The sequence below is a fragment of the Pseudomonas sp. R84 genome (assembly GCF_009834515.1).
In the GTDB taxonomy this organism is placed as follows: Bacteria; Pseudomonadota; Gammaproteobacteria; order Pseudomonadales; family Pseudomonadaceae; genus Aquipseudomonas.
Genome location: NZ_CP019426.1, coordinates 4,667,898 through 4,691,014 on the forward strand (window position 1 = coordinate 4,667,898; position 23,117 = coordinate 4,691,014).

A 23,117-nucleotide genomic window follows, 5' to 3' on the forward strand; every position below is an offset into this window, starting at 1 on the left:
CGCCGTGTAAAACACTGATAAACCCGTTAAACTGACTCGCTTAGCCGTGATCTCATAGCCGAATTCGCCACCATGGAAAGAGCGTAAAAAACCTGTGCCCAATCCTCTCCCCTCCCACTCCGTGCCCATGAGCGAATCAGCGGCTGACTCCAAGTGCGTGGCAATTTTGCTTTGCACTTACAATGGCGGGAGCTTTCTCAAACAGCAACTGGACTCGATAGCCGCTCAGAGCCACCAGCGATGGGTTGTCTGCGCATCGGACGATGGCTCAACGGATGAAACGCTTGAAATCCTGCGACACTATCGTGAAGTTTGGGGTCACGATCGACTGCTGATCAGCCAAGGGCCGCAGCGCGGTTTTACGAACAATTTCCTGTCTGTTTTGGGCCAAGCGTCTGGGCATTTCGGATATTACGCCTTCTGTGATCAAGACGACTACTGGCATCCGACAAAGCTGCAACGAGCATTGGACTGGCTGGATCACCAGCCTGCCGCCGTGCCTGCGCTGTATTGCACACGCACTCGAATTGTTGATGAAAACGGGAATTGCGTTGGCCTTTCACCCTTGTTCAGCAAACGTCCAAGCTTCGAAAACGCATTGATGCAGAGTCTGGCCGGTGGTAACACCATGGTCATTAACCAGAGCGCCTGTTCCTTAATTGACGTGACTCCAGCCAATACACCGTTGGTATGTCATGACTGGTGGGCGTATCTGCTGATTACCGGTTGCGGCGGACATGTTTATTACGATCCAACCCCCAGCCTGGATTACCGTCAACACGCACACAATGTGATAGGCGCCAACACTTCAATGAAAAACCGCCTGTACCGTCTGAAGCGTATGTTTCAGGGGTCTTTGAAGGAATGGAACACGAAAAACATAGCGGCACTTACACTTCTCGCCGCGCATTTGACCCCGCGCAACCTGAAAAAACTGGAGCGCTTCGAAAGTGCTCGTAGAGTCTCGCTTGGCAAGAGAGTCGGATTGATGATCTCCGGGCGTTTTTATCGACAGACTTTAATGGGTAATTTGGGCCTGGCATTGGCTGTGCTTCTTAGACGAATCTGAGTAAGCCGCTGATGCGAGCAATTAAGGACGACAGTATCCAGTCATTCCGTTTCTAATCATTACCGATTGTGCAGCCGCCAGATTTACGGCCCCGTCATGTCGTTGAGTGCTGCGCATTACGTCCATCAAGGGGACGCCACTGATAGCACTGAAGCTGCCCATCCGCCTGACAACGAGGTCTTCGCAATCCCGAAATCGAGGTGGGCCGAGGGCTACCCCGCGCGACGGCGGCAGACCCGAAAAAAGCAACATTTGAGCGCCGACTCAGCCATCACCAGCAATAAGCGTTTTTACATCCGGAATCAGTGAAAACTCACTTGCAGATTGATTGATTGATAGCTCTAAATCACCATGTCCTGTTACCCTTATTAAGCTATACCCTAGGGATTTTTCCCAATAAAATCAGATTCAACCAAGATCAGTAGGTGGCGGCCGGTTCTTACTCGTCAGGGTAGCGCTCCCAAGCATTAGGTATATTGATGAACCCATTCAAAAATCGCATTTCTGTCACCCACCGAGCGGCCACATTCGCTGCCAGCCTTGACTCCAGATCTGATCCCGCGTCCCTGCTTCTTTCGTCAACGCGCAACCCCGGTCTGAAAAAGAAACTTTGCATCCACTCTGGCACCGACGCTTCGGGCAGAGCATATCCTGATGTCGAGGTCTTCGCTTAATGCGTACTTTTCCCGCAACGCCACTTGAGATGGTTGCAAGTCTGTGGCGCCATCGCGCACTTATTCACGCGTCAGCAAAACGTGAGGTATTGGGTCGCTATCGCGGCTCCATGCTCGGCTTGCTGTGGTCATTCTTCAACCCACTGTTCATGCTTGTGGTTTATACCTTCGTCTTTAGCGTGGTATTCAAAGCTCGCTGGGGCAGCGGAGGTGGCGACTCCAAAATAGAATTCGCTCTAGTGTTATTTGCCGGTTTGATTGTATTCAACTTGTTTGCCGAGTGCGTCAATCGGGCTCCAGGACTGATCCTGTCCAATGCAAACTATGTTAAAAAAGTAATATTCCCACTGGAAATATTACCTTTCGTAGGTCTGCTTGCTGCTTTCTACCATGCGGCTATCAGCCTGGTAGTGTGGCTGGTTGCCTACACCCTGCTCATCGGCACACCTCAACTGACAACTCTTTACGTACCCTTGATTCTGATACCGTTTGCGTTATTTATCATGGGACTCTGCTGGACACTCGCTTCGTTGGGTGTATTCCTGCGCGATGTCTCTCAGTTGATCTCCGTACTGACATCGGTACTGATGTTTCTGAGTCCGATTTTTTATCCGGCCAGTGCTCTACCCGAGGAATATCAGCATGTGCTGTACTTCAATCCTCTGGTACCGATTATCGAAATGATTCGAGATGTACTCTATTGGGGCAAGACTCCCGATCTTGCGAGTCTGGCAACTTACTGGATAGCGGCCGCCACGATAGCCTGGTTAGGATTTGCTTGGTTTCAGAAGACTAGAAAGGGGTTCGCAGATGTCCTCTGATATTGCAATCAAAATAGAGAATCTAAGCAAGTGTTACCAAATTTATAACACTCCGCGAGATCGCCTCAAGCAATTTATCCTGCCCAGCTTGCAGCGAGCCACAGGATTGCAGCCCCAACAGTACTACCGAGAGTTTTGGGCATTGAGAGATATATCTTTCGAAGTCAAAAAAGGGGAAACGGTAGGTGTAATCGGTCGGAACGGGGGCGGCAAGTCAACACTGCTGCAACTTATCTGTGGGACGCTCAACCCCACCAGTGGAACAATTCAGACCAATGGGCGTATCGCCGCGCTACTTGAACTTGGCTCAGGCTTCAATCCCGAGTTCACTGGTCGTGAGAACGTATATCTGAGCTGTGCCCTGCTAGGACTTACTAAAGAAGAAACCGACGCCCGGTTTGACGATGTTGCAAGTTTTGCAGATATCGGCAGTTTTATCGAGCAACCCGTCAAGACGTACTCCAGCGGCATGTTCGTGCGACTCGCTTTCGCCGTGAATATTGTCTCCCAACCAGACATCATGATCGTAGATGAAGCACTGGCCGTTGGTGATATGAGTTTCCAGGCAAAGTGCATGACTGCATTGCGCCGTATTCAGGACAACGGGGCGACAGTCCTTTTTGTCAGTCATGACATTGGCAGCATCAGGAGCCTTTGCTCTCAGGCCGCGTATCTTGAAAAAGGCATCCTGAAGGGATTTGGTAAAGCCAGCACACTTACAGAAGATTACATCCGGGTTACACGCGAGGAGCTTAATAGCGAGGTACTCAAGTACCTCCCGGAGATCAAGCCTCCCGCGCTCAATGCGCCAGAAAACTCATCTTCTTCACCAGCAGCACTGGGTTTTAAGGAGTCGCTTGAATTCGATCGCCGCGCCGCTGAATTCCGTTATGGTGTCGGAGGTGTAAAAATCGCATACGCCGAACTGGTAGATTCATCGGATCAGCCGGTAGTGACAGCAGAGTTCAATCAAAAAGTTACAATAAAAATTTATATTGAAGCTCAGGAGCAGACGGACTGCTCGGTTAATTACTACATACAAGATGACAAAAAAATATTGATTCTGGGTGCTGCATTCAGAACAATCGGCAAACCCCTGCTTCACTGCAAACCAGGTGAAAGATACGCGATTTCGTATAGCACTCTACTGCCGTTGCAGGAAGGCAATTATAGTATCCAGATACAGATCTCAAAACCTTTGGTACTGGATCAGAGCGCAGAATTCCTGGATGTGATCGATGACGCTATCGTTTTCAATGTCCAAAGACGGTCCACGGGGCGCATATGGACGAAGGCCTACGTAGAAAACACTATCGAGGTGCAACAATTATGAGCTTTTCTGCGACTAGGTTTCTGGAGACTCTAAAGCTCTTCAATACCAAAACATACTGCCCGGTGTGTGACTCCAAAGACGCCGGCTTCAATCCTCTTTCCGATTTCTACCGCACCCATGCAGAGCAGTATGGCTACGTGCATTTCGGCAAGGGAGAAATGACTGCGCTGGATACCTATTCGTGCACCCAATGTGGCGCCTCCGACCGAGAGCGCCTATATGCATTCTGGGTAGCGAAGTACTATTCGAAGCAACGCAAAAATCTAGCGAGCAAGGCCATTCACTTCGCTCCCGAAGCCGTGCTTTCAGCCAGACTGAAGGAATCCAGAGTCTTCTCAGACTACCAAACTGCAGACTTGATGATGGAACATGTCGACCACAAGGTTGACCTACTGCACCTGCCGTTTGCAGAAGAAACGTATGATTTCTTTATTTGTAGCCATGTCCTGGAACATGTCTACGATGATCGTGCTGCAATGCGCGAACTTCTCAGAGTCTTAACGAAAACTGGCTGCGGCATATTGATGGCTCCCATCATCGTCGGGCTACCCGCAACAGTTGAAGATCCGTCCATTACCGATGAAGGTGAGCGCTGGCGTTTATTTGGACAAGATGACCATGTACGCCTCTATTCGCACAATGACTTTGTCTCACGAATAAAAGAAAGCGGCTTCAAATTGCAGCAGTATGATCAATCTTACTTTGGAGCCTCGCTCTTTAAAAAGCTTGGCCTCAAACCTTCCAGCATACTTTATGTTGTATCAAAATCATGATCCCGGTTACCCGAACTTTTCTTCCAGATCTGGATGTCTATACCGGATACCTTCAAGGCATTTGGGAATCCGCACAACTAACGAATAACGGCCCGTTGGTTAGGCAGTTGCGCGACGAGCTGTCCAATACGCTGGGCGCTGCCAATCTGCAACTCGTCACCAACGGCACACTAGCGCTGCAGTTGGCTATCAAGGCTCTTGCGTTACAAGGCGAAATCATCACCACGCCTTACAGCTATGTTGCCACGACGAATGCGATTCTCTGGGAAGGTTGCACACCTGTATTCGTTGACGTTGACGCCGAGTCGTTCTGCATTGATCCCGATTTGATCGAAAGCGCGATAACGGAAGACACAACGGCGATATTGGCAACCCACGTTTATGGTTACCCTTGCGATGTCGTACGCATTCAACAAATTGCCGACCGTCATAACCTGAAGGTTATCTATGACGCTGCGCACGCCTATGGCGTACGCCTGAACAACGACTCACTATTGAACCACGGTGACTGCAGTACTCTGAGCTTTCACGCCACCAAGCTTTTCCATACTGGGGAAGGTGGAGCTGTGGTTTTTCGCGACACAGACGTGGCGCATCGCGCGTTTCTTATGAGCAAGTTTGGTCATTTAGGCGAAGATGACTATATCGGTCTGGGCATCAATACGAAAATGTCCGAGCTGCACGCGGCTATGGGCCTGAGCATGCTAGGGCACGTCGATGCCATTATCGAGGCTCGCCGGCAATGCTCGGCCTGGTACGACGAGCGCCTTGCAGGCGTCAGACATCAACGACCCAAGGTAGTTGATGGGCTTGAATACAATTACGCCTACTATCCGGTAGTTTTCGATACCCATGAAGAGGCAATGGCAGTGCGAGATGCCCTGCAGAAGCAGGAAATTTTTCCACGCCGCTACTTCCATCCCTCTCTCAACACGCTACCTTTCCTGCAAGAGTCCATGCAACGGCCTTGTCCTGTATCCGAATCACTTGCACAACGCGTATTGTCGTTGCCCTTGTATACAACGTTGACCGAGCAGGAAATAGACACTATCTGCGCCTGTATCAAGCATACGCTCGAGCCTTGAGGTGGACCGTTTGAAACTTGCGATCATGCAGCCTTATCTATTCCCATACCTGGGCTATTTCCAGCTCATGCACGCGGTAGATTCGTTCGTAGTTTACGACGACGTCAACTTCATCAAGGGTGGCTGGATCAACCGGAACAACATCCTTTGCAATGGCAACAGGCAACTGATTACCTTGCCATTGCTCGCGGCCAGCCCGAACAAGCTGATCAATCAAATTGAGATCAGCAGCCAGCACAAGATTTTGCAGAGCATCCAGCAAAACTACCGTAAGGCGCCACATTTCGAGAGCATTTACCCCTTGCTTGAGAGCATCCTCAGGTACGAATCGCGCAATCTCGCTGACTTCCTGGATTTCCAGCTACGCAGCATTTGTGCGCAACTGGATCTACGCCCGAAGTGGCACACCTCTTCGGCACTTGGGAAAAACTGTGAGCTACGAGGGCAAGACAAGGTTCTTGCCATTTGCGAACAGCTTGGAGCTACAGAATATATCAACCTGCCGGGAGGCAAGGTACTCTATGGCCCCCAAGCTTTTGCCTCACACGGCTTGAAGCTTTCCTTCATCGAGCCGCGAGCGGTCAGTTACCAGCAGTTCGGCAACGGCTTTTTGCCAAATTTGTCCATCATTGACGTGATGATGTTCAATGACAAAGAGCAATGCGCAAAATTGCTCCAGGAGTATGACCTTGGTTGACAATAGAACGAGCAAGTTTCGCCGTAACGAGTTACTGGAAAACCTGCTCAGCGAATTGAACACAGACCTGCAGCCATCCGAGAAGGTACTGGTAAGGCAGCAAACGCCTGATCGCAATCCTTACCCTTTGATACTGGTAATGGGGCCTCTGCGTAGCGGCACCACTCTCTTCACTCAATGGCTCGCCAATACCGGTCTGGTTGCCTATCCAACCAATATCCTGTCGCGCTTCTATCAAGCGCCTATTATTGGTGCCAAAGTTCAGCTATTGCTGACTGACCCGCGTTTCGACTTCCGCGGTGAGCTCTCCGAGTTCGCTCAGCAAGCTGAATACCGTTCCGAGAACGGCAAGACCAAGGGCGCCCTCGCCCCCAATGAATTCTGGTATTTCTGGCGACGCTTCCTTGCAGATCCGGGTCGTGACATTTGGAGTGATGAAGAATTGCGGCAGAGCATGGACGTGCAGACCATGCTAAGCGAATTGTCGGGAATGACGGAAGTTTTCCAGAAACCCTTTGCAGCAAAGGGAATGCTTTTCAACTACAACATCCCTTTCCTCGATTCAGTACTGAAGAACGTACTGTTTGTGCATATCGTCAGAAATGAAGTTTCCAATGCGGAATCGGTGCTGGAAGCGCGCAAGCGGCAACTGGGAGATGAGCGCCAATGGTACTCGTTTGATATTCCGGAAAAAGAACAACTGATGCAACTGAGCCCTTTCGAACAAGCGGTGGGCCAAGTTCGCGCAATCAATCAAGCCGTTGAGGCTGGGCTGTCAAATGTTGCAGACGCAAGAAAAATGGTTGTCCAGTACGAAGACTTCTGCAACGCACCTGAAAAGTATTTTGAAGAATTGACTTCGAAACTGAATATAACAGGCGCACAGTACACCGGCGACAAGAAATTTGAAGTAACAAGAAAGCGGTGAGTGAGAGATTCACAATAAAAATTCTGTTGTGTTTTTAAGGACTGGCGAATAGCGCCCAGACCCGCTCAAACGCACTGACAACGATGGTAAAAATTATGCTACAAGCGCCGAAAGTCTCAGTCATATTAACCTCCTTCAATCACTCAAAGTATTTGCGTGAAGCGATTGATAGCGTCCTGAATCAAACATTCAAAGACTTCGAGCTTATCATTTGGGATGATGCCTCGCAGGATGACTCGTGGGAGATCATCAACAGCTACACCGACGAGCGCATCCGGGCATTTCAGAACAGTGAGTCCAAACGAGGTGTCTACGGCATCAACAAGGCAATTTCGGAAGTTGCCAAGGGTGAGTATATTGCGATCCATCACTCCGATGATCTATGGACGTCGGACAAGCTGCAAAAGCAGGTGGACTTCCTAGATGCCCACCAAAGCATCGGCGCGGTGTTCACCAATGCACAGGCGGTTGATGAAATCGGCACCCCTCACTCTGACACCTCGCATTACTACTACTCTATATTTGATCAAGAAAATCGCTCTCGTCATCAATGGTTACGCTTGTTTTTTGAGATTGGCAATGTACTTTGCCATCCGAGCGTGCTCATTCGCCGCCAGTGCTACAGCGACTGCGGACTGTACCGGTTTGGTTTGGCGCAAATTGCCGATTTCGACATGTGGATCAGATTGTGCCTGAAACATGAAATTCACGTTTTGCGGGAAAAGCTCGTAAAATTCCGTGTTAGAGACAATGAAGCCAACTCCAGCGGAAGTCGCCCGGAAACACGTGCCCGTGTTCTATTTGAATTCAGCATGCTCCTGCCTAACTACCTTGAGATCAACGATAAAGACGATCTCATCAAAGTATTTCCTGAGGCTGAGATATTTTTTAGTGAGCACGATGATTCAGTGCGTTATGCATTGGCGCGGGCAATGCTCGAGACCAGGAAGTTCGATTTTGTAGTGCCCTTCGCGCTGAACCTGATATTCGAACTGCTGAACGATCCGATCAAGAAAAACCACATATCGTTCGATGCCAGTCAATTCGTAAAGCTGACCAGCGAACTGGACCCATTGAAAGTTGTTTATTTTGACAAGCTCAATCAAGCAGCAGTTGAAACTAACACGCAACTGGCCAAACGCGATGCACAACTGTCTGAGCGTGATGCACAACTGTCGGAACGTGATGCACAACTGTCGGAACGTGATGCACAAATCCACGATCACTCTGTTGAGATAACAACGCTTAACGCACAGGCAAACGAACTTAACGCTCAGATGGCTGAGCGCGACAGGCAGATCGTTGAGCGGGACGAGAAAGTCGCAGAGCTAAATACACAGCTAATAGAACGTGATACGCAGATCACCGAACGTGACACACAAATAGCCGATCGCGAATCCACCATAAACTATCAAAACGTGCAGATAGCAGCTATCTATGCCTCTACAAGCTGGTCCGTTACCAAGCCGTTACGCGGGCTCAGCACTCTTTTGATAAGACGAAAAAAGCATGAAAGCGGGAATATTGAAATGAATCAAAATGCCAAACTTAGTCTGCTATATAGACTAATCAAACTAAGCATTACAAATCCGGCATTTGTAATCAAAAATCTTAGTTGGGCAAATGTCCGTCGACTCATGGCGGCGGTACCACGACATAACGTGGATACCGTTATCAACGTAGCGAAAGAAAAGATTGAGCAAGACAAAGTGCTGTCTCGCGTCCAGCATGCAGATGAAACATCTCATCCTGGCCTGCTCAAAGCGCAAGCACTGGAAAAATGCTACCCGGGAATCACGGCACCTGTTGGCCTGGGGAACATCCCGTTGCTGGAAGAGAAGATTTCCGCGCCCCCTTATCAAATCGATCCGTTGGCCCCCGCACGAGTGAACGTGTTGCTGCCTCAACTGGATCCGTTGATCATGTTCGGCGGCTACATTGCCTGCTTACAGTTCATCTGCAAAATCCAGGCTGAAGGTTTCAAGGTCAGAATTCTGCTTACGGAATCCGATCGCTTCGACCGTGAGGGGGTAAACGCAAAGCTCGCCTCAAACCCGGCATTGCAGCGGGCCGTTGCTGACGCAGAGGTTGAAGACATCACTCAGGGGATACACCCGACAGTAATCTCGCCCAATGACGCATTCGTGGGCTATTCGTTCTGGACCTGTATCAAAGCGCATCATCTGGCAAAAGCCATCGACAAGGAATTCATTTTCTTTCTGCAGGAGTTTGAACCGATTTTCCACTCGCACGACTCTCTTTATGCGATTGGCAGCTATGTGTACCGCTTGCCGCACAAGGTCATCTTCAACACTGATCTGCTGGCCGACTACTTCCGAAGCAAACAACTAGGGGTGTTCTCTCGCCACCAAGGTGAAGAACTGGAAAATCGTTATGTCGCTTTCCAGCACGCGCTGACACCGACCACGCCACCATCGATCGAGCAATTGGCCAAACGCGAAACCAAGCGCCTGTTGTTCTACGGACGCCCAGAAGGGCACGCTCGTCGCAACATCTTCGAGATTGGCATCCTCGGTCTCAAGGCTGCCATTGCTAATGGCGCGTTTGATAGCGATTGGGAGTTTCACGGTGTTGGTACGCTGGGTCCGGACTACGAAGTTGATCTGGGTCACGGCCGCGTGATGAAGCTGAGCGGCACGCTGCCACAAAGCGATTATGGTAAAGCGCTGGGTGAGTTTGATATTGGCTTGAGTCTGATGCTGGCACCGCATCCGAGTATTCTGCCGTTCGAAATGGCCTCTGCTGGCCAGGTGGTTGTGACCAACACCTATGAATCTCGTACAGCTGAAGTGTTGCGAGCGATATCCTCCAACATAGAACCGTGTGAAGCGGATCCATTCTCCGTTGCTGAGGCCTTGGAAACCGCAGTGGCACGTGTTGGTGATAGCGAAGCTCGTATCAAAGGGACATCGTTCGACTGGGTTCGGGACTGGGAAGACTCTTTTAATCCGCAAGTCATCGAGAAGATCTCCAAGATCTTGCGGGCTTGAGCACCACGGTACCTGGTTCAGACTTTCATCTGACGTCAGTGGAGGCATTATTCACTACGATGAAAGAGATGATCCGGGTACCGCGATTGGCTTGTTTTTAAAGGTCCGGGGGTCCACAAAACCTTTTCCGGACCTTTCCTATCATTCCATTAGGCATACACCGACATGATTTTCAGCTCGTGGCAGTTCATTCTGCTTTTTCTGCCCATTTCATTTTTCGTCTATTTCTGGTTAAACGACCGACGTTTAATCGTGGCAGGAAAGGTCTGGCTGGTTGCCGTCAGCCTGTTTTTCTATGCTTACTGGGATGTTCATTACCTCCCACTCATATTGGGTTCGATTTTCCTCAACTTCGCGATAGGTACCGGCCTCGCCCAGGCACATAAAGCCTCCCTTGACGACATCAAGAAATCCCATCACGCGATTAACCGAAAGGTTGTTCTTACAACAGGGATCGTGGCTAACCTCGTGCTTTTGGGGTACTTCAAATACACCGATTTCCTTATCGACAACGTCAATGCCGTTTTCGGCACTCACTACGCTATTCAGCACATTCTGCTGCCGTTGGCGATCAGCTTCTTTACCTTTACCCAGATCGTTTACCTGGTGGACAGCTATCGGGGTGAAACCGCAGAGTACGACCTGCTCAATTACTCGCTATTCGTTACATTCTTTCCACACCTGATTGCCGGCCCGATCGTACATCACCGCCAGATCATGCCGCAGTTTGCTTCACGCTGGACCTTGGTGCGCAGGTACCCAAACATCCTCAAGGGTTTGTTTATATTTGCGATCGGGCTATTCAAAAAGGTCGTTATCGCAGACAGTTTTGCCGTCTGGGCCACTGCTGGATTCGATGGCGACCATAGCCTGGGATTCTTCGAAGCATGGGCAACCAGCCTGGCCTACACGTTCCAACTATATTTTGACTTCAGCGGCTATTGCGACATGGCCATTGGGGCATCGCTACTCTTCAACATCTGGTTGCCAATCAACTTCAACTCGCCTTACAAGGCCCTGAGCATTCAGGACTTCTGGCGGCGCTGGCACATTACGCTCAGTCACTTTCTGCGTGATTATCTTTATATCCCCTTCGGAGGTAATCGCTCTGGCGAGTTTCGTACCTACATCAATCTCTTTGCCACATTCCTGCTCGGCGGTCTCTGGCACGGTGCGACATGGATGTTTGTAATCTGGGGAGCGCTGCATGGCGCTGCTTTGGTCATTCATCGTCTATGGTCACAATTACGCCGCCCCATGTCGCCGATACTTGGCTGGTTTCTGACCTTTATGTTCGTAAACGTCACGTGGGTATTTTTCCGCGCCAAGACGATGGATGACGCCATGCGCGTACTGAGTGGAATGGTAGATGTGGGTTCGGCATTTGGAAATACCGCAGCTACGGTGCCGGTATCCGATTTGGCTTGGGGAGGCCGGCTGTCCGATGTTGCACTAAGCATCATGCCCGCAACGCTTGTTGGTCAACTGCCGATTTTCCTCGCAATTATTGTTGCATTTATAATCGTTGCGCAAAAAAACTCGCTGGAAATGGCAAACGGAATCATCGGTAAATGGAGACTGGCTTATGGTGCAGTCCTATTTTCGGTCGCCATGTGCTTCATGCTTGCAGCCACCAGCTCCGTCTTCCTTTACTTTAATTTTTGATGGCGCCAACATGAAACGTAGTGTAATCGTCTTCTTGCTGTCAATATTGCTGGTACTATTCTGTATCCCAGCAATAAACATCATTTCCGCACCCGACAAAAGTGCAATAAAACTCACGCAAAAGTCCTTCCTTTACAATATGGACTTTGTGGCCAGCTGGACTTCAAAGTTACTTTACCCATTGGGCATCAGCATAGATTCAAAGCAGGTTATTATTGGCAAAAATGATTGGCTTTTCCTTGGTGACCAATATCGCAAAACCATTTCGAATGGCAGACGCCCTGCAACAGATGCGGACGTTGCTATTGGCAAGCAAATCGCAACTTCCACAAAGAACTGGAACACCTTCCTTGAAGATAAAGGCGTAAAGATATTCCGCATCATGATCGGGCCGGATAAGGGGAGCATTTACCCAGAACAATTACCTTCCTGGGCCAAGCCAGTACCGTTCAACCCGACAGACGCCCTTCTCGCTGAAGTCGAGCCGCAGCGTTTCATTGACCTAAGACCAGCCTTGCTGGCTGGAAAGAAAAATCACGCTGAAGACCTTTACTTTAAAACAGATACACACTGGAACGCATTCGGTGCTGGAATAGCATTTAAGGCTTTTGCCCACGAGGTTGGCAAAGCGGCCCCCGAATTGAAATGGCCATCGGAAGAAGCCTACGGAATCGCTCGAATCAAACAAATAAATGGTGGAGATCTGGCGAAGTTTCTAAGACTCTCTACTAGCCTTCCCGATAAAGAGCCGCTCCTCAATGCAGGCAACCTTCCAATAAAAACAACAAGGATTGATTACACGACTCATCAAATTCTGTTCGAGGGCGGAAACCCGGAAGTTAACGCGCCTAAAAAGCCGATTATTGTAAAATCCGAAGGAGCACTTAATAACAAAAGGGTTTTATGGCTCCGCGACTCATTCGGAACCAGTTTGGCGCCGTTGATGGCAGCCACATTTAGTGACGTTCTTCAACTTCACTGGAGTGTCGCTACAGAGCCCGGTGGAGATTTCGCCCAACTGGTCGAGGAATGGAAACCGGATTATGTTTTTTTCACGGTAGTGGAGCGTGAAGCGCAAACGCTTTGGGAAAGCGACCTGCCTGTCATTAGCGTTATCCCCAAAAACGAAAACTTCCAGATTGGCAGCATTGGTAAGCCCAGCAAGATAAATCAGCTGACAACCGGCCCTTCAGCCAATGAATTTGAAATGAAAGGAGACGACGCCTACGTCGACTTCTCATTTTCAAGTAAGGATGCACGTATTAGCGCCCAGTACCTCAACATCGATCTGACGTGTACTGACGGCTCTCCGACCGTTCCGGTGCAGTTGTTCTGGATGGAAAATGGGCAAGCCTACTACGATGAGGCGCATAGCACTCGTATTCTGCTACGAACCGGACAGTCGTTGATTAATCTGAAAACCATTCCAAAATGGCCGCAAGGAGATGACATCAAGCGTGTTCGTGTGGATGTTGAGGCGCTTAAAAATTGCACTCGCTTCACGCTCGGCAATCCAAGTTTCGGTGTGCAGGAATGACCCTCTGAGAACAGAGGAGGTGCATGGCAGCACGGTGAAGCGGTTGCCGGCCCTCCCCTGCTTGAATCATTGAGTTGAAGGCGCACGCTCATAGCTGCCTCCGCCAATGTTGAAAAAAGCCAATGGCCTACAATGCTGTTGGCTTTTTTTTAACCTGGGAAACTCGAAAACGGAGCCTACACAATGTAAAAGCCCCCAACAGTGCAAGGGTTGGGGGCTTTAGACGTGTAAAGAGGGAATTTATTAAGAAGCCTCGGTTCCATTGGTCAAAAAGCTTTTGGCGATTTTACTTGCCAGAGCCCGGGCATGCTGACGAAGCTCTGGAACTGCCGTGGCTTCCCACAAACGAGCCTTTAGCATGGGACCGACATAACTTAACCACTCCAGACTTTCCCCGGACCGATCAATCACCGCGTAGTTGCTAGCGACCTTAATGCCGAGGTGCAAATCGTCAGCGCAGATCACGGACTCATTCAACAAGTAAGAAATGAAAGGATCGGTAATTTTACCGATGTCCGTGCACGGCCCTGTGCAGTTAATGACCTGATCGAACCGACGCTCGACAATCTGATTAGTGCCTCTTAGCTTGATATGTACCGAGACGCTCTCTCCTTCGAGGTCAATCGCGACAATTCGTCCGGCGATCAAGCTTGCAGTGGACGCCGCAAGCGCTTCCTGAAAGATGCCGAAAGTCTGCGGGGCGACTCGGTGGCGGTAGACATCCCAATGCGGTTGCAAGTGGCGTAAAAAGCGTTTTCGCTCGTTAGTCGGCAGGCGTTCCCACAAAGTGGAAGTGATCGGCCTCAGCGCGGCGACAACTTCGCGCCAGTGTTCGGGGGAGCGGGCAACTTCCCGCCGAATCAGCCGAGTGTATTCGGAAACAGCGGGAGCAGCGCCAAGCAAATCATCACAAATCGTTGTCGCGAATCCTTGCGCAGGTAACCGCTCTCTATGTGCGGTCGGCAGTAACCCACGACGCGAAACCATGGTGATTTTGGCTGCCGGATGCGTCCTGCGTAGAGAGATCAACGTATCGACTGCGGTCAAACCACTTCCGATCAGCAGAACCCGGGGCGCCTCGTGGTTCACATCAGCAGCGACTGCAGACCAGGGATCTCCGACATAGGCTGCGCAGCCGTCAAGTTTTTGCAAACCCTGAGGCTTGGCGGGTGAAAAATTCCCAAAGGCCAAGACGACATGATCCGCAGCAATCCGCTCCCCCGTCTGAAGTTCTAAAACGGCTCCGGTGCCCGAGGGTTCTATCGATAGCACCTCACCTGTCAAACGCGAACACTGGACGTCAGACTCTTTTTCGGCTTGAGCGAGTAAATCACTCAGATATGCCCCGTACATTTTTCGCGAAACAAAACTTCCGGAATGCGCCTCTGGATCAAACTTTCGAAAAAACTCGAGGAACGAATCGGGATCATCAACCAGTGCAGACATATTGCCTGCGGGAACATTCAGCAAGTGATCAGGGCTGCTGGTTCCATAGGCTAACCCACGCGCCATTTTGCCTGAACGATTGATAATGGTGAGTTGGGATCCCTTGGGCGCATGCTTGAGAAACTCAATAGCCGTTACTGCGCCGCTGAAACCCGCACCGATGATGACTAATCGCTTCACTTGGCATTCCATTGTTTCAAGTAAGCCATGATGGTATCCACCCCCTCATCTATTGAATGAGTCAGGGTATCGATTTTAACCTGCGGGGAATCCGGCACTTCGTAGGGCGAGTCGATGCCAGTGAAGTTCTTGATCAGCCCCTGTCGGGCTTTACTGTAGAGGCCCTTGGGATCTCGTCGCTCGCATTCGCTCAGCGGCGTATCAAGATAGACTTCGATGAAAGACTCGTCACCAATCACACTGCGGGCAAGTGCACGATCACGATGGAATGGAGAGATGAAGGACGTGATGACAATGAGCCCGGCATCCAGGAACAGGTTGGCTACTTCCGCCACTCGCCTGATATTTTCCGTTCGATCCTGATCACCGAATCCAAGGTCTTTGCACAGACCCATTCGTACGTTATCGCCATCAAGCAAATAAGTATGGAAGCCATTCGCTATGAGTTTTTGTTCAAGCGCATCGGCCAGCGAAGACTTACCCGAACCACTAAGACCGGTCAGCCAGATCACCACGGGGCGCTGATTTTTTTGCTCGCCACGCACCCGACTGGTCGTCGAAATAGGCTGGCAAGTGAGATTATTTTGCATAATTTCTCGTCATATTGAAGTCTGACCATTTTCGAGTGCAGCACCTGACCCGCTAAGGGATGCCCGGGTCGCCTGCTTCGAGATTGTAAAACGCTCCGCTTGATGCAGATACCTTGCGATTCAGGTCTCGCCTGCACCCAAGCGGTAGGCAATATAGATCAGCGGAGCAAATGCAATAAGCAGAGCGCTTATTACGCTCAACATGCCCAACGCGACGAGCATCGATACAGGTAGCAGGAACAGCACGTTTATCATCACAATTGTGAGCGTAACTTTCATGTGACCTAACCGTCGAGCAGCATGCTGATATGCGTGCGAACTGTGTGCCTGATAAACCTTGTCACCTTTAAGCAGGCGCCGCACCAGTGTCCATGTCGCGTCCACAATAAAAACACCCAACAGGATAATCCAGCTGAACAGTAGCTCAGGCTTGCTCCACGCTGCTTGAAGAGACAATACAGCGAGGACGATACCGAGAAAGCCACTCCCCGCATCGCCCATGAAAATTTTCGCCGGGGGGAAATTCCACCATAAAAAACCTGCAACCGCTGCCGCCAGCATCAGTGGCGCCCAGATCAGTTCAACGCTCCCAAGGACGTAATAAACCAGACACATCCCCAAGCAAGCGCTGATCGCTTCGGCACTTGCCAGACCATCTATGCCGTCCATGAAGTTATAGAGGTTGAGCATCCAGACCATGTAAATCAGCGCGAGAAAGCACCCGACCCATCCGGGTTCAATGCTTATGCCCCAGAGTGGGATCGCAGGCAGTCCATTCAGCCAGTACAAAGCCCAGGCCGCGGCGACGAAATGGCCAATCAACCGCCATCTGGCAGCCACGTGCCCGTGGTCATCAACGAATCCGAGAATGGCGATCAGCAAGCCTGAACCCGATAACCCCCAGAGTGCGTCTGGACTGAGCAAATTCAAGTGGGCAAGGATTGGTACAGCAAGTAGAAAGGCGGCAACAATGGCAACGCCCCCGCCTCTTGGTGTTGGCGCAGAGTGGGAGCTGCGTTCATTGGGTATATCCATCAAGCTTTTCGCCAAAGCATATCGGCGCAGCACCAATGTCAAAATCCAAGACAATACGAATACGGCAATTAACAGCCACCAAACATTCATCTCTTTACGTTTTCCCGATAATGGTCAGCAGTCTGACGCATAGCGTCGTCAACACTGACGGGCGGCGTCCAACCCAGCAATTCTCGATTTTTACCAATGTCAATTTGCAGCGATCCGCAAAGTCGTTGGGCGAAAGCTTGCTTACCTAATGTCATCGCCGCCAGCTTCAACAGCCACGCCGGCACGGGCACAAGTCGTGCGGATCTACCCATTGCGCGGGAAAGGCGTCGGAGCAATTGCGTTGTCGACAAGTCTTCGCCATCACTGACTAAAAATGTCTGATTGGCCGCGAGGGGGTGATCAATGCATACGATGATCAAATTCACGAGATTGCCAATTGCTACAAAACTTCGCCGATTTCGGATCAATCCAAGTGGCAGAGGAATGCCCTTATCAAGCCACATCATCATGTTCTGAAAGTTGGCCTTCACGCCAGGGCCATAAACCAGGGGAGGCCGAATAATGACAACCTCCATCCCGGTTTCGGAGTGCAGTTTCTGCAACGCTTTTTCAGCTTCGTACTTGGAGATACCGTAAGGATCCACGGGATGCGGCTGGTTGTCTGCTTCATAGACGCTGGGAGCAAATGAGCCTTCACCGTTGACTTTGATTGAACTGACAAAAATAAAGCGTTTGACTCCCGATTCCGCAGCCCGCCGCGCGAGCCTCAAGGTTCCTTCAACGTTAACCTTACGGAATTCCGTCAAAGCATCTTCTGCGGTTTCATTCATGACATGCACTCGAGCTGCAGCATGAATGACCACGTGAACATCATCCAGTGCAGGCAAAAAATCCGCATTCATATCGAAGGGCTGGACGGAGCACAATCCATTTAACCGTGTGGCTCCACGCGATGCTGCGATCGGACAAAATTTCTTGTCCACCAGCAGCCTGAAAACCACAGCTTCTCCGACAAAACCGCTGGCCCCTGTCACCAATACCTTCAGGGCACTCATCGCACCTTATTCCCAATCAACGCAGTAACCCAACAAATACAAAAGAAAAAAAACTTGTCCCTAACCCGACGCCGACACCGCCAGGCACTGAATGAAAGTTTAATTAACTGCCTGCGCCGCAGTTTGAGCCACGTCATTACAAACGGGTTTTTATCCTGCTCAATCAGTTGCACAATTAATTGCACCTGATTGAACCACCAGCCGTCATGAATAGTTTTGTAACGGGCAATCAATGGTGCCAGCCCCTTATTCGCGCCTACCTGATTACGTTCATGCTGGCGATAGTCCATCGTAGGCTCAGGGTCTATGTACCAGAGAAAACCATGGCTACGGGCGAAGGAATAGCAATACCAATCGTGCAGACTGACATCTTGTAATAGACGCCAATTACGTATCATTGACACCTTCAATGAATCCGCGAGCTTTTTGCTCATTACGTAAGTACAACCAGGCCCCGCCGCCTCAAACAGAAAGTCCCACTCAACCTGAAGCTGCGCTTTATTCAGCAAATGGGTTCTTCCATCTGGCCAAAAAGCCGTGACATTACTGGAATAGGCGTCGACTTGACGACTATGGATGGCATGAGTCGCACGCTGAAGCTTGTCTACGTGCCAAATATCATCCTGATCGGCAAAGGCTACGAAATCGAATGTTTCAAACTCGACATCGCGGATGAGTCGGAAAAAATTACGAGATGCTCCACCAAAACTACCCGCTGGCGGCAAGATCCGAACTTGAGGGTGCCTGGAAGCGTAAACCGCACACCACGCTTCTGTACCGTCGGTGGAGGGGTCGATACTTATATAAACGGTTACATCAACAGCTGACTGGCGAAGAATCGAGGCCAACTGCTCCTCGATCCACTGCATGCCATTATAAGCAGCCAGCAAAACTGCAACCTTGGGATGTTTTACTGGCATGCCATTCCTGCTCGCACTGAAAAACGCTGATGTTCGACGGGATCTGGCGTTCGAATCAGTGAGAAGGTGAGTCCAGCAGTTTCTGAAGATACTGACCGTAGCCAGTCTTCTTCAGCGCATCGGCTTGCTCACCCAACTGCTCGGCAGAAATCCAACCGTTGTGGAAAGCGATCTCTTCCAGGCAAGCTACTTTCAGACCTTGACGCTGTTCGATGGTGTGCACAAAGTGACTGGCCTCGAGCAAAGAATCGTGAGTGCCCGTGTCGAGCCAAGCGAAACCACGGCCAAGCATCTCGACACTGAGAGACTTGCGCTCAAGATAAACACGATTCACGTCAGTAATTTCCAGCTCACCACGCTCGGAAGGCTTGATGTTCTTGGCTATTTCCACAACGTCGTTGTCATAGAAATAAAGACCCGTTACTGCGTAGTTGGATTTGGGTTTCAGCGGCTTCTCTTCAATGCTGAGCGCTCGGCCTGAAGCGTCGAACTCGACTACACCAAAACGCTCGGGATCAGAAACGTGATAACCAAACACGGTCGCGCCGCTCTTCTGTTCTGTAGCCGAACGCAAATTGTCCGAGAAATGTTGGCCATAGAAAATATTGTCGCCGAGGATCAGGCAGCAAGGATCCTGACCAATGAACTCTTCTCCAATAATAAAAGCCTGAGCCAGTCCATCCGGAGTAGGTTGTTCTGCATAGGTCAACTGGATGCCATACAGACTGCCATCGCCCAATAACTTGCGAAACAGCGGCAAGTCCTCAGGTGTGGAAATGATCAGAATTTCGCGCATCCCCGCCAGCATCAATACCGACAGTGGATAAAAGATCATCGGTTTGTCATAGATCGGCAGCATTTGCTTGGAAACACCAAGCGTAAGCGGGTGAAGACGAGTGCCCGAACCGCCAGCGAGAATGATGCCTTTACGATTTGTCGTGGTCATTTGTTCAGAACTTCCCTAAGCATTCGGGTTACACCACTTTGCCAATCCGGCAAGTGTAGAGAAAAATTGTCACGCAGCTTCTGAGTATTCAATCGAGAATTCAGAGGGCGGCGCGCAGGTGTCGGATAAGCGGTTGTTTCGATGGCGTTAACCGTCGCCACAGCCAACTCCTCGCCTTGGAGTTTTGCGAAGTCAATTACGTGAGTGGCATATCCATGCCAAGACACTTCACCAGCTGAGGCCAAATGATAGAGGCCAGCCAGTTCTGGACGCTTGATGATTTGCTGAATAGCCAACGCCGTAACGTCAGCGATCAGATCCGCACCTGTAGGAGCACCGATCTGATCCGCAATCACGCTCAATGTTTCGCGGTCCTTCGCCAGCCGTAGCATTGTCTTTGCGAAGTTGTTGCCGCGCGTACCGTAAACCCAGCTAGTGCGGAAGATCAGATACTTGCAACCCGACGCGATAATTGCCTGTTCGCCGGCTAACTTGCTGGAGCCATAATGATTCACCGGCGCAACAGCATCCGTCTCCTGCCATGGCGTCACGCCCTGGCCACTGAAGACGTAATCCGTTGAGTAGTGAACCAGCCAGGCACCCAATGCTGCGGCTTCTTTGGCCATAACACTACTCGCGAGGCCGTTTACGCGATCTGCCAATTCAGTATCCGACTCAGCTTTGTCAACCGCCGTATAGGCGGCAGCATTAACGATCACGTCGGGCTTTACCTGACGAATCGTTGCGCCCAAGGATTCAAGATTAGATAGATCACCGCTCAGACCATCAACGGAATGCCGATCAAGAGCGACCAGTTCTCCAAGCGGCGCCAGTGAGCGTTGCAGCTCCCAGCCCACCTGACCGTTCTTTCCTAAAAGGAGGATCTTCATGCTTTGCTCGAACGATCCGCGTAGTTCTGATCAATCCACTGCTGGTAGCTACCGCTCTTCACGTGCTCAACCCATTCAGTGTTATTCAGATACCACTCAACAGTCTTGCGAATACCAGTCTCGAAAGTCTCTTCCGGAGTCCAGCCCAGTTCTCGCTGAATCTTGCTAGCGTCGATTGCATAGCGAACGTCGTGACCAGGACGATCCTGTACATAAGTAATCAGGCTGGCATGCGGGCGGTGAGCTGAATCAGGACGCAACTCATCGAGCAACGCACAGAGGGTGTGCACCACTTCGATGTTTTGTTTTTCGTTATGACCGCCGATGTTGTAAGTCTCACCGATCACGCCTTCGGTGACGACTTTGTACAACGCGCGCGCGTGATCTTCGACATACAGCCAGTCACGTACCTGGTTGCCTTTGCCATAAACCGGCAGAGGCTTGCCTTCCAGCGCATTGAGAATGATCAGCGGGATCAGTTTCTCAGGGAAATGGCATGGGCCGTAGTTGTTCGAGCAGTTAGTCACCAAGGTAGGCAGGCCGTAAGTGCGGGCCCAGGCACGAACCAGGTGATCGGAGCTGGCCTTGCTGGCCGAGTAAGGCGAACTTGGCTGGTAAGGCGTGGTTTCGGTGAAGAGGTCTTCCGGACCTTCGAGGTCTCCGTAAACTTCGTCAGTCGAAATATGGTGAAAGCGGAAACTGGCTTTACGCGCATCATCCAGAGCGGCCCAGTAGTGGCGGGCAGCTTCAAGCAGCGTGTACGTACCGATGATATTGGTCTGGATGAACTCGGAAGGACCGGAGATCGAGCGATCAACGTGGGATTCTGCGGCCAGATGCATGATTGCATCAGGCTGGTGCTCACGCAGGACACGGTCGATCTGATCACGATCACAGATATCGACTCGTTCAAATACGTAGCGCGAATTCTGGCTGACTTCTGCCAGGGACTCCAGATTGCCGGCGTAAGTCAGCTTATCGACGTTAACGACAGCATCGGACGTGTTGGAGATGATGTGACGGATGACTGCCGAACCAATAAAGCCGGCGCCGCCGGTAACTAGAATTTTCACGCGAAACGATACCCTTGAGCTGCGGACAGCGCTGCCATGAGCGCTGTCTAATCCATGAATGCAGAAGCCACTCGCAGTTGGCATCCGTCAGAGTCAGTCTGAATTGACATGCAATAAGGCACGATCAAACAAGGGACGCATTTTACAGCTTAATGATGGTTTTACTAATGGATAAAGACAGGCAGAGGCGCAATTTCGACAGACGCCCTGCCCCTGCTGCTTCAGACCAGTCGCTTGCGAGCGGCTCTGGACGAGCGTCCCAGGAACCAGCCCAACACTGGACCAATTAACATGCCAATGAGCAACGCCAATACAACGACCAGCGAAACCGGCAACTGCGGCCCAGACAAACCTAAAAACAATAACGACACCGATTGCTGGTTCTCTAGCACAAACGCCAGAATCGCCAACACCAGGAGAAAAATAAATACACCAAGAAATATGCGCTTAAGGTTACGCATGAGTAACCCCTTGAGAAATAGCAGCTGTCAAACCCCTTCCTCCTCTTCCTCATTCACCCGATCACGCAGCTCTTTGCCCGGCTTGAAATGCGGAACGAATTTACCGTCAAGACTGACGGATTGACCGGTCTTCGGGTTACGACCAACGCGCGGCGCGCGGTAATGCAGGGAGAAGCTGCCAAACCCACGGATCTCAATGCGATCACCGGTGGCAAGGCATTGGGACATTTGCTCAAGCATGGTCTTGATGGCCAGCTCCACATCCTTGGATGAGAGCAGCCCTTGATGGGTGACAATTCGTTCGATCAACTCCGACTTCGTCATATTTTTCCCTTCTTTTTCAAGCAGCTAGATCAGCGCTTGAAAGGTTTTAGCACGCCCGGAAGATTTTGAACAGCCCAGGGATTGACATATCTTCCGCCGCATCGAAACGCCCATTTTCAGGGCATAAAACCAACAGACAGATCATCGCGTGCTCAACGACATATCACCAACATGGTTCGCGTCACATAGCCTGCCGGGTTGAAGCCAAAAGGAAACTCATCTTCATCCTTGGCATCATCTGATCGCGTGATCACTTTGTACCCTGCCCCCTTGCACTCTTTAGCTGCGCGCTTTTGACACTTCTCCCAACCAGAGCCCAACCCAGAGCAGTCGACCTCTATACCACTGACGCCGCGCACGGCATGAGTCTTGGCACTGGTGGTACAACCCGCCAAAAGCAATACAGCGATGAGGACAATAAACTTGTTCATCCACTTCCTTATGCCAGGCAGCTGCCCGACGACTACACGCTTAAGACCAAGCTTAGTCGTGAATAGGCGATTGATCCGATTAAAGAAACAGACCACCCCGGAAATGGTTTGGTTTCACGCAGCAACCGATTCACAGAAGCGAACCCGCATTTCTATAAATCACAGGCACAAAAAAGGGCGAC

Annotated in this window: 21 protein-coding genes; 10 read left to right on the forward strand and 11 right to left on the reverse strand. The window is 50.7% G+C overall.

What is annotated here, in order from left to right; genetic code table 11:
* Positions 1–157: 157 nt before the first annotated feature.
* The 10 genes from PspR84_RS20585 to PspR84_RS20630 all read left to right on the forward strand — a co-directional run bounded on the left by PspR84_RS20585 (position 158) and on the right by PspR84_RS20630 (position 13,593).
* Entirely contained in the window at positions 158–1,069 is a 912-nt protein-coding gene (locus PspR84_RS20585) for a glycosyltransferase family 2 protein (RefSeq protein ID WP_238785153.1), read from the forward strand.
* Positions 1,070–1,742: 673 nt separating this feature from the next.
* Positions 1,743–2,564, forward strand: coding sequence for an ABC transporter permease (locus PspR84_RS20590; protein WP_160058938.1), 822 nt, complete (start codon positions 1,743–1,745; stop codon positions 2,562–2,564).
* Positions 2,554–3,897, forward strand: coding sequence for an ABC transporter ATP-binding protein (locus PspR84_RS20595; RefSeq protein ID WP_160058939.1), 1,344 nt, complete (start codon positions 2,554–2,556; stop codon positions 3,895–3,897). The genes PspR84_RS20590 and PspR84_RS20595 overlap by 11 nt, the downstream gene beginning before the upstream one ends.
* The gene (locus PspR84_RS20600; protein ID WP_160058940.1) at positions 3,894–4,670 is read left to right on the forward strand and encodes a class I SAM-dependent methyltransferase; all 777 of its coding nucleotides are present in this window, start codon (positions 3,894–3,896) and stop codon (positions 4,668–4,670) included. The genes PspR84_RS20595 and PspR84_RS20600 overlap by 4 nt, the downstream gene beginning before the upstream one ends.
* A complete protein-coding gene (locus tag PspR84_RS20605) occupies positions 4,667–5,755 on the forward strand; it encodes a DegT/DnrJ/EryC1/StrS family aminotransferase (protein WP_160058941.1) in 1,089 nt (362 codons plus the stop codon). Before PspR84_RS20600 ends, PspR84_RS20605 begins: the two co-directional genes overlap by 4 nt.
* Positions 5,756–5,765: 10 nt before the next feature.
* On the forward strand, positions 5,766–6,452 hold the full coding sequence (locus tag PspR84_RS20610; RefSeq protein WP_174244472.1) for a WbqC family protein: 687 nt from the start codon (positions 5,766–5,768) through the stop codon (positions 6,450–6,452).
* Complete coding sequence (locus tag PspR84_RS20615) at positions 6,445–7,380, forward strand: sulfotransferase (RefSeq protein WP_202982143.1); 936 nt, start codon at positions 6,445–6,447, stop codon at positions 7,378–7,380. The genes PspR84_RS20610 and PspR84_RS20615 overlap by 8 nt, the downstream gene beginning before the upstream one ends.
* A gap of 95 nt (positions 7,381–7,475) precedes the next feature.
* A complete protein-coding gene (locus PspR84_RS20620; protein WP_160058942.1) occupies positions 7,476–10,391 on the forward strand; it encodes a glycosyltransferase in 2,916 nt (971 codons plus the stop codon).
* Between the two features lie 165 nt (positions 10,392–10,556).
* Positions 10,557–12,056, forward strand: coding sequence for an MBOAT family protein (locus tag PspR84_RS20625; protein ID WP_160058943.1), 1,500 nt, complete (start codon positions 10,557–10,559; stop codon positions 12,054–12,056).
* A 10-nt stretch (positions 12,057–12,066) separates the two neighbouring features.
* Positions 12,067–13,593, forward strand: a complete 1,527-nt coding sequence (locus PspR84_RS20630) for a hypothetical protein (RefSeq protein ID WP_160058944.1) — start codon at positions 12,067–12,069, stop codon at positions 13,591–13,593.
* A gap of 243 nt (positions 13,594–13,836) precedes the next feature.
* Here PspR84_RS20630 and PspR84_RS20635 read toward each other — a convergent pair whose 3' ends face one another.
* The 11 genes from PspR84_RS20635 to PspR84_RS20685 all read right to left on the reverse strand — a co-directional run bounded on the left by PspR84_RS20635 (position 13,837) and on the right by PspR84_RS20685 (position 22,935).
* On the reverse strand, positions 13,837–15,219 hold the full coding sequence (locus PspR84_RS20635; RefSeq protein ID WP_160058945.1) for an FAD/NAD(P)-binding protein: 1,383 nt from the start codon (positions 15,217–15,219) through the stop codon (positions 13,837–13,839).
* Positions 15,216–15,809: an adenylyl-sulfate kinase gene (gene cysC / locus PspR84_RS20640; protein ID WP_160058946.1), complete on the reverse strand. Its 594-nt coding sequence runs from the start codon at positions 15,807–15,809 to the stop codon at positions 15,216–15,218. Before cysC ends, PspR84_RS20635 begins: the two co-directional genes overlap by 4 nt.
* Before the next feature lie 120 nt (positions 15,810–15,929).
* The gene (locus PspR84_RS20645) at positions 15,930–16,934 is read right to left on the reverse strand and encodes a glycosyltransferase family 4 protein (RefSeq protein ID WP_160058947.1); all 1,005 of its coding nucleotides are present in this window, start codon (positions 16,932–16,934) and stop codon (positions 15,930–15,932) included.
* On the reverse strand, positions 16,931–17,890 hold the full coding sequence (locus PspR84_RS20650; RefSeq protein ID WP_160058948.1) for an SDR family oxidoreductase: 960 nt from the start codon (positions 17,888–17,890) through the stop codon (positions 16,931–16,933). Before PspR84_RS20650 ends, PspR84_RS20645 begins: the two co-directional genes overlap by 4 nt.
* The gene (locus tag PspR84_RS20655; protein WP_160058949.1) at positions 17,887–18,810 is read right to left on the reverse strand and encodes a glycosyltransferase; all 924 of its coding nucleotides are present in this window, start codon (positions 18,808–18,810) and stop codon (positions 17,887–17,889) included. The genes PspR84_RS20650 and PspR84_RS20655 overlap by 4 nt, the downstream gene beginning before the upstream one ends.
* Positions 18,811–18,865: 55 nt before the next feature.
* On the reverse strand, positions 18,866–19,756 hold the full coding sequence (gene rfbA / locus PspR84_RS20660) for a glucose-1-phosphate thymidylyltransferase RfbA (protein ID WP_160058950.1): 891 nt from the start codon (positions 19,754–19,756) through the stop codon (positions 18,866–18,868).
* Entirely contained in the window at positions 19,753–20,646 is an 894-nt protein-coding gene (gene rfbD, locus PspR84_RS20665) for a dTDP-4-dehydrorhamnose reductase (RefSeq protein WP_160058951.1), read from the reverse strand. The genes rfbA and rfbD overlap by 4 nt, the downstream gene beginning before the upstream one ends.
* Positions 20,643–21,719: a dTDP-glucose 4,6-dehydratase gene (gene rfbB, locus PspR84_RS20670; protein ID WP_160058952.1), complete on the reverse strand. Its 1,077-nt coding sequence runs from the start codon at positions 21,717–21,719 to the stop codon at positions 20,643–20,645. Before rfbB ends, rfbD begins: the two co-directional genes overlap by 4 nt.
* A 221-nt stretch (positions 21,720–21,940) precedes the next feature.
* Positions 21,941–22,180 (reverse strand): lipopolysaccharide assembly protein LapA domain-containing protein, encoded by a 240-nt coding sequence (locus tag PspR84_RS20675; protein ID WP_160058953.1) that lies wholly within the window; start codon positions 22,178–22,180, stop codon positions 21,941–21,943.
* A gap of 27 nt (positions 22,181–22,207) precedes the next feature.
* Positions 22,208–22,504 (reverse strand): integration host factor subunit beta, encoded by a 297-nt coding sequence (gene ihfB, locus PspR84_RS20680; protein WP_003189779.1) that lies wholly within the window; start codon positions 22,502–22,504, stop codon positions 22,208–22,210.
* A 152-nt stretch (positions 22,505–22,656) separates the two neighbouring features.
* Entirely contained in the window at positions 22,657–22,935 is a 279-nt protein-coding gene (locus tag PspR84_RS20685) for a hypothetical protein (protein ID WP_160058954.1), read from the reverse strand.
* Between the last annotated feature and the right edge of the window lie 182 nt (positions 22,936–23,117).

What these genes read in the sequence shown, in the direction of transcription:
- PspR84_RS20685 (WP_160058954.1), bottom strand. Translation starts at nt 22,935, where the DNA reads ATGAACAAGTTTATTGTCCTCATCGCTGTATTGCTTTTGGCGGGTTGT.
- PspR84_RS20620 (WP_160058942.1), top strand. Translation starts at nt 7,476, where the DNA reads ATGCTACAAGCGCCGAAAGTCTCAGTCATATTAACCTCCTTCAATCAC.
- PspR84_RS20655 (WP_160058949.1), bottom strand. Translation starts at nt 18,810, where the DNA reads ATGCCAGTAAAACATCCCAAGGTTGCAGTTTTGCTGGCTGCTTATAAT.
- rfbD (WP_160058951.1), bottom strand. Translation starts at nt 20,646, where the DNA reads ATGAAGATCCTCCTTTTAGGAAAGAACGGTCAGGTGGGCTGGGAGCTG.
- PspR84_RS20595 (WP_160058939.1), top strand. Translation starts at nt 2,554, where the DNA reads ATGTCCTCTGATATTGCAATCAAAATAGAGAATCTAAGCAAGTGTTAC.
- PspR84_RS20600 (WP_160058940.1), top strand. Translation starts at nt 3,894, where the DNA reads ATGAGCTTTTCTGCGACTAGGTTTCTGGAGACTCTAAAGCTCTTCAAT.
- PspR84_RS20625 (WP_160058943.1), top strand. Translation starts at nt 10,557, where the DNA reads ATGATTTTCAGCTCGTGGCAGTTCATTCTGCTTTTTCTGCCCATTTCA.
- PspR84_RS20605 (WP_160058941.1), top strand. Translation starts at nt 4,667, where the DNA reads ATGATCCCGGTTACCCGAACTTTTCTTCCAGATCTGGATGTCTATACC.
- PspR84_RS20675 (WP_160058953.1), bottom strand. Translation starts at nt 22,180, where the DNA reads ATGCGTAACCTTAAGCGCATATTTCTTGGTGTATTTATTTTTCTCCTG.
- PspR84_RS20645 (WP_160058947.1), bottom strand. Translation starts at nt 16,934, where the DNA reads ATGAATGTTTGGTGGCTGTTAATTGCCGTATTCGTATTGTCTTGGATT.
- rfbA (WP_160058950.1), bottom strand. Translation starts at nt 19,756, where the DNA reads ATGACCACGACAAATCGTAAAGGCATCATTCTCGCTGGCGGTTCGGGC.
- ihfB (WP_003189779.1), bottom strand. Translation starts at nt 22,504, where the DNA reads ATGACGAAGTCGGAGTTGATCGAACGAATTGTCACCCATCAAGGGCTG.
- PspR84_RS20650 (WP_160058948.1), bottom strand. Translation starts at nt 17,890, where the DNA reads ATGAGTGCCCTGAAGGTATTGGTGACAGGGGCCAGCGGTTTTGTCGGA.
- PspR84_RS20590 (WP_160058938.1), top strand. Translation starts at nt 1,743, where the DNA reads ATGCGTACTTTTCCCGCAACGCCACTTGAGATGGTTGCAAGTCTGTGG.
- PspR84_RS20630 (WP_160058944.1), top strand. Translation starts at nt 12,067, where the DNA reads ATGAAACGTAGTGTAATCGTCTTCTTGCTGTCAATATTGCTGGTACTA.
- cysC (WP_160058946.1), bottom strand. Translation starts at nt 15,809, where the DNA reads ATGCAAAATAATCTCACTTGCCAGCCTATTTCGACGACCAGTCGGGTG.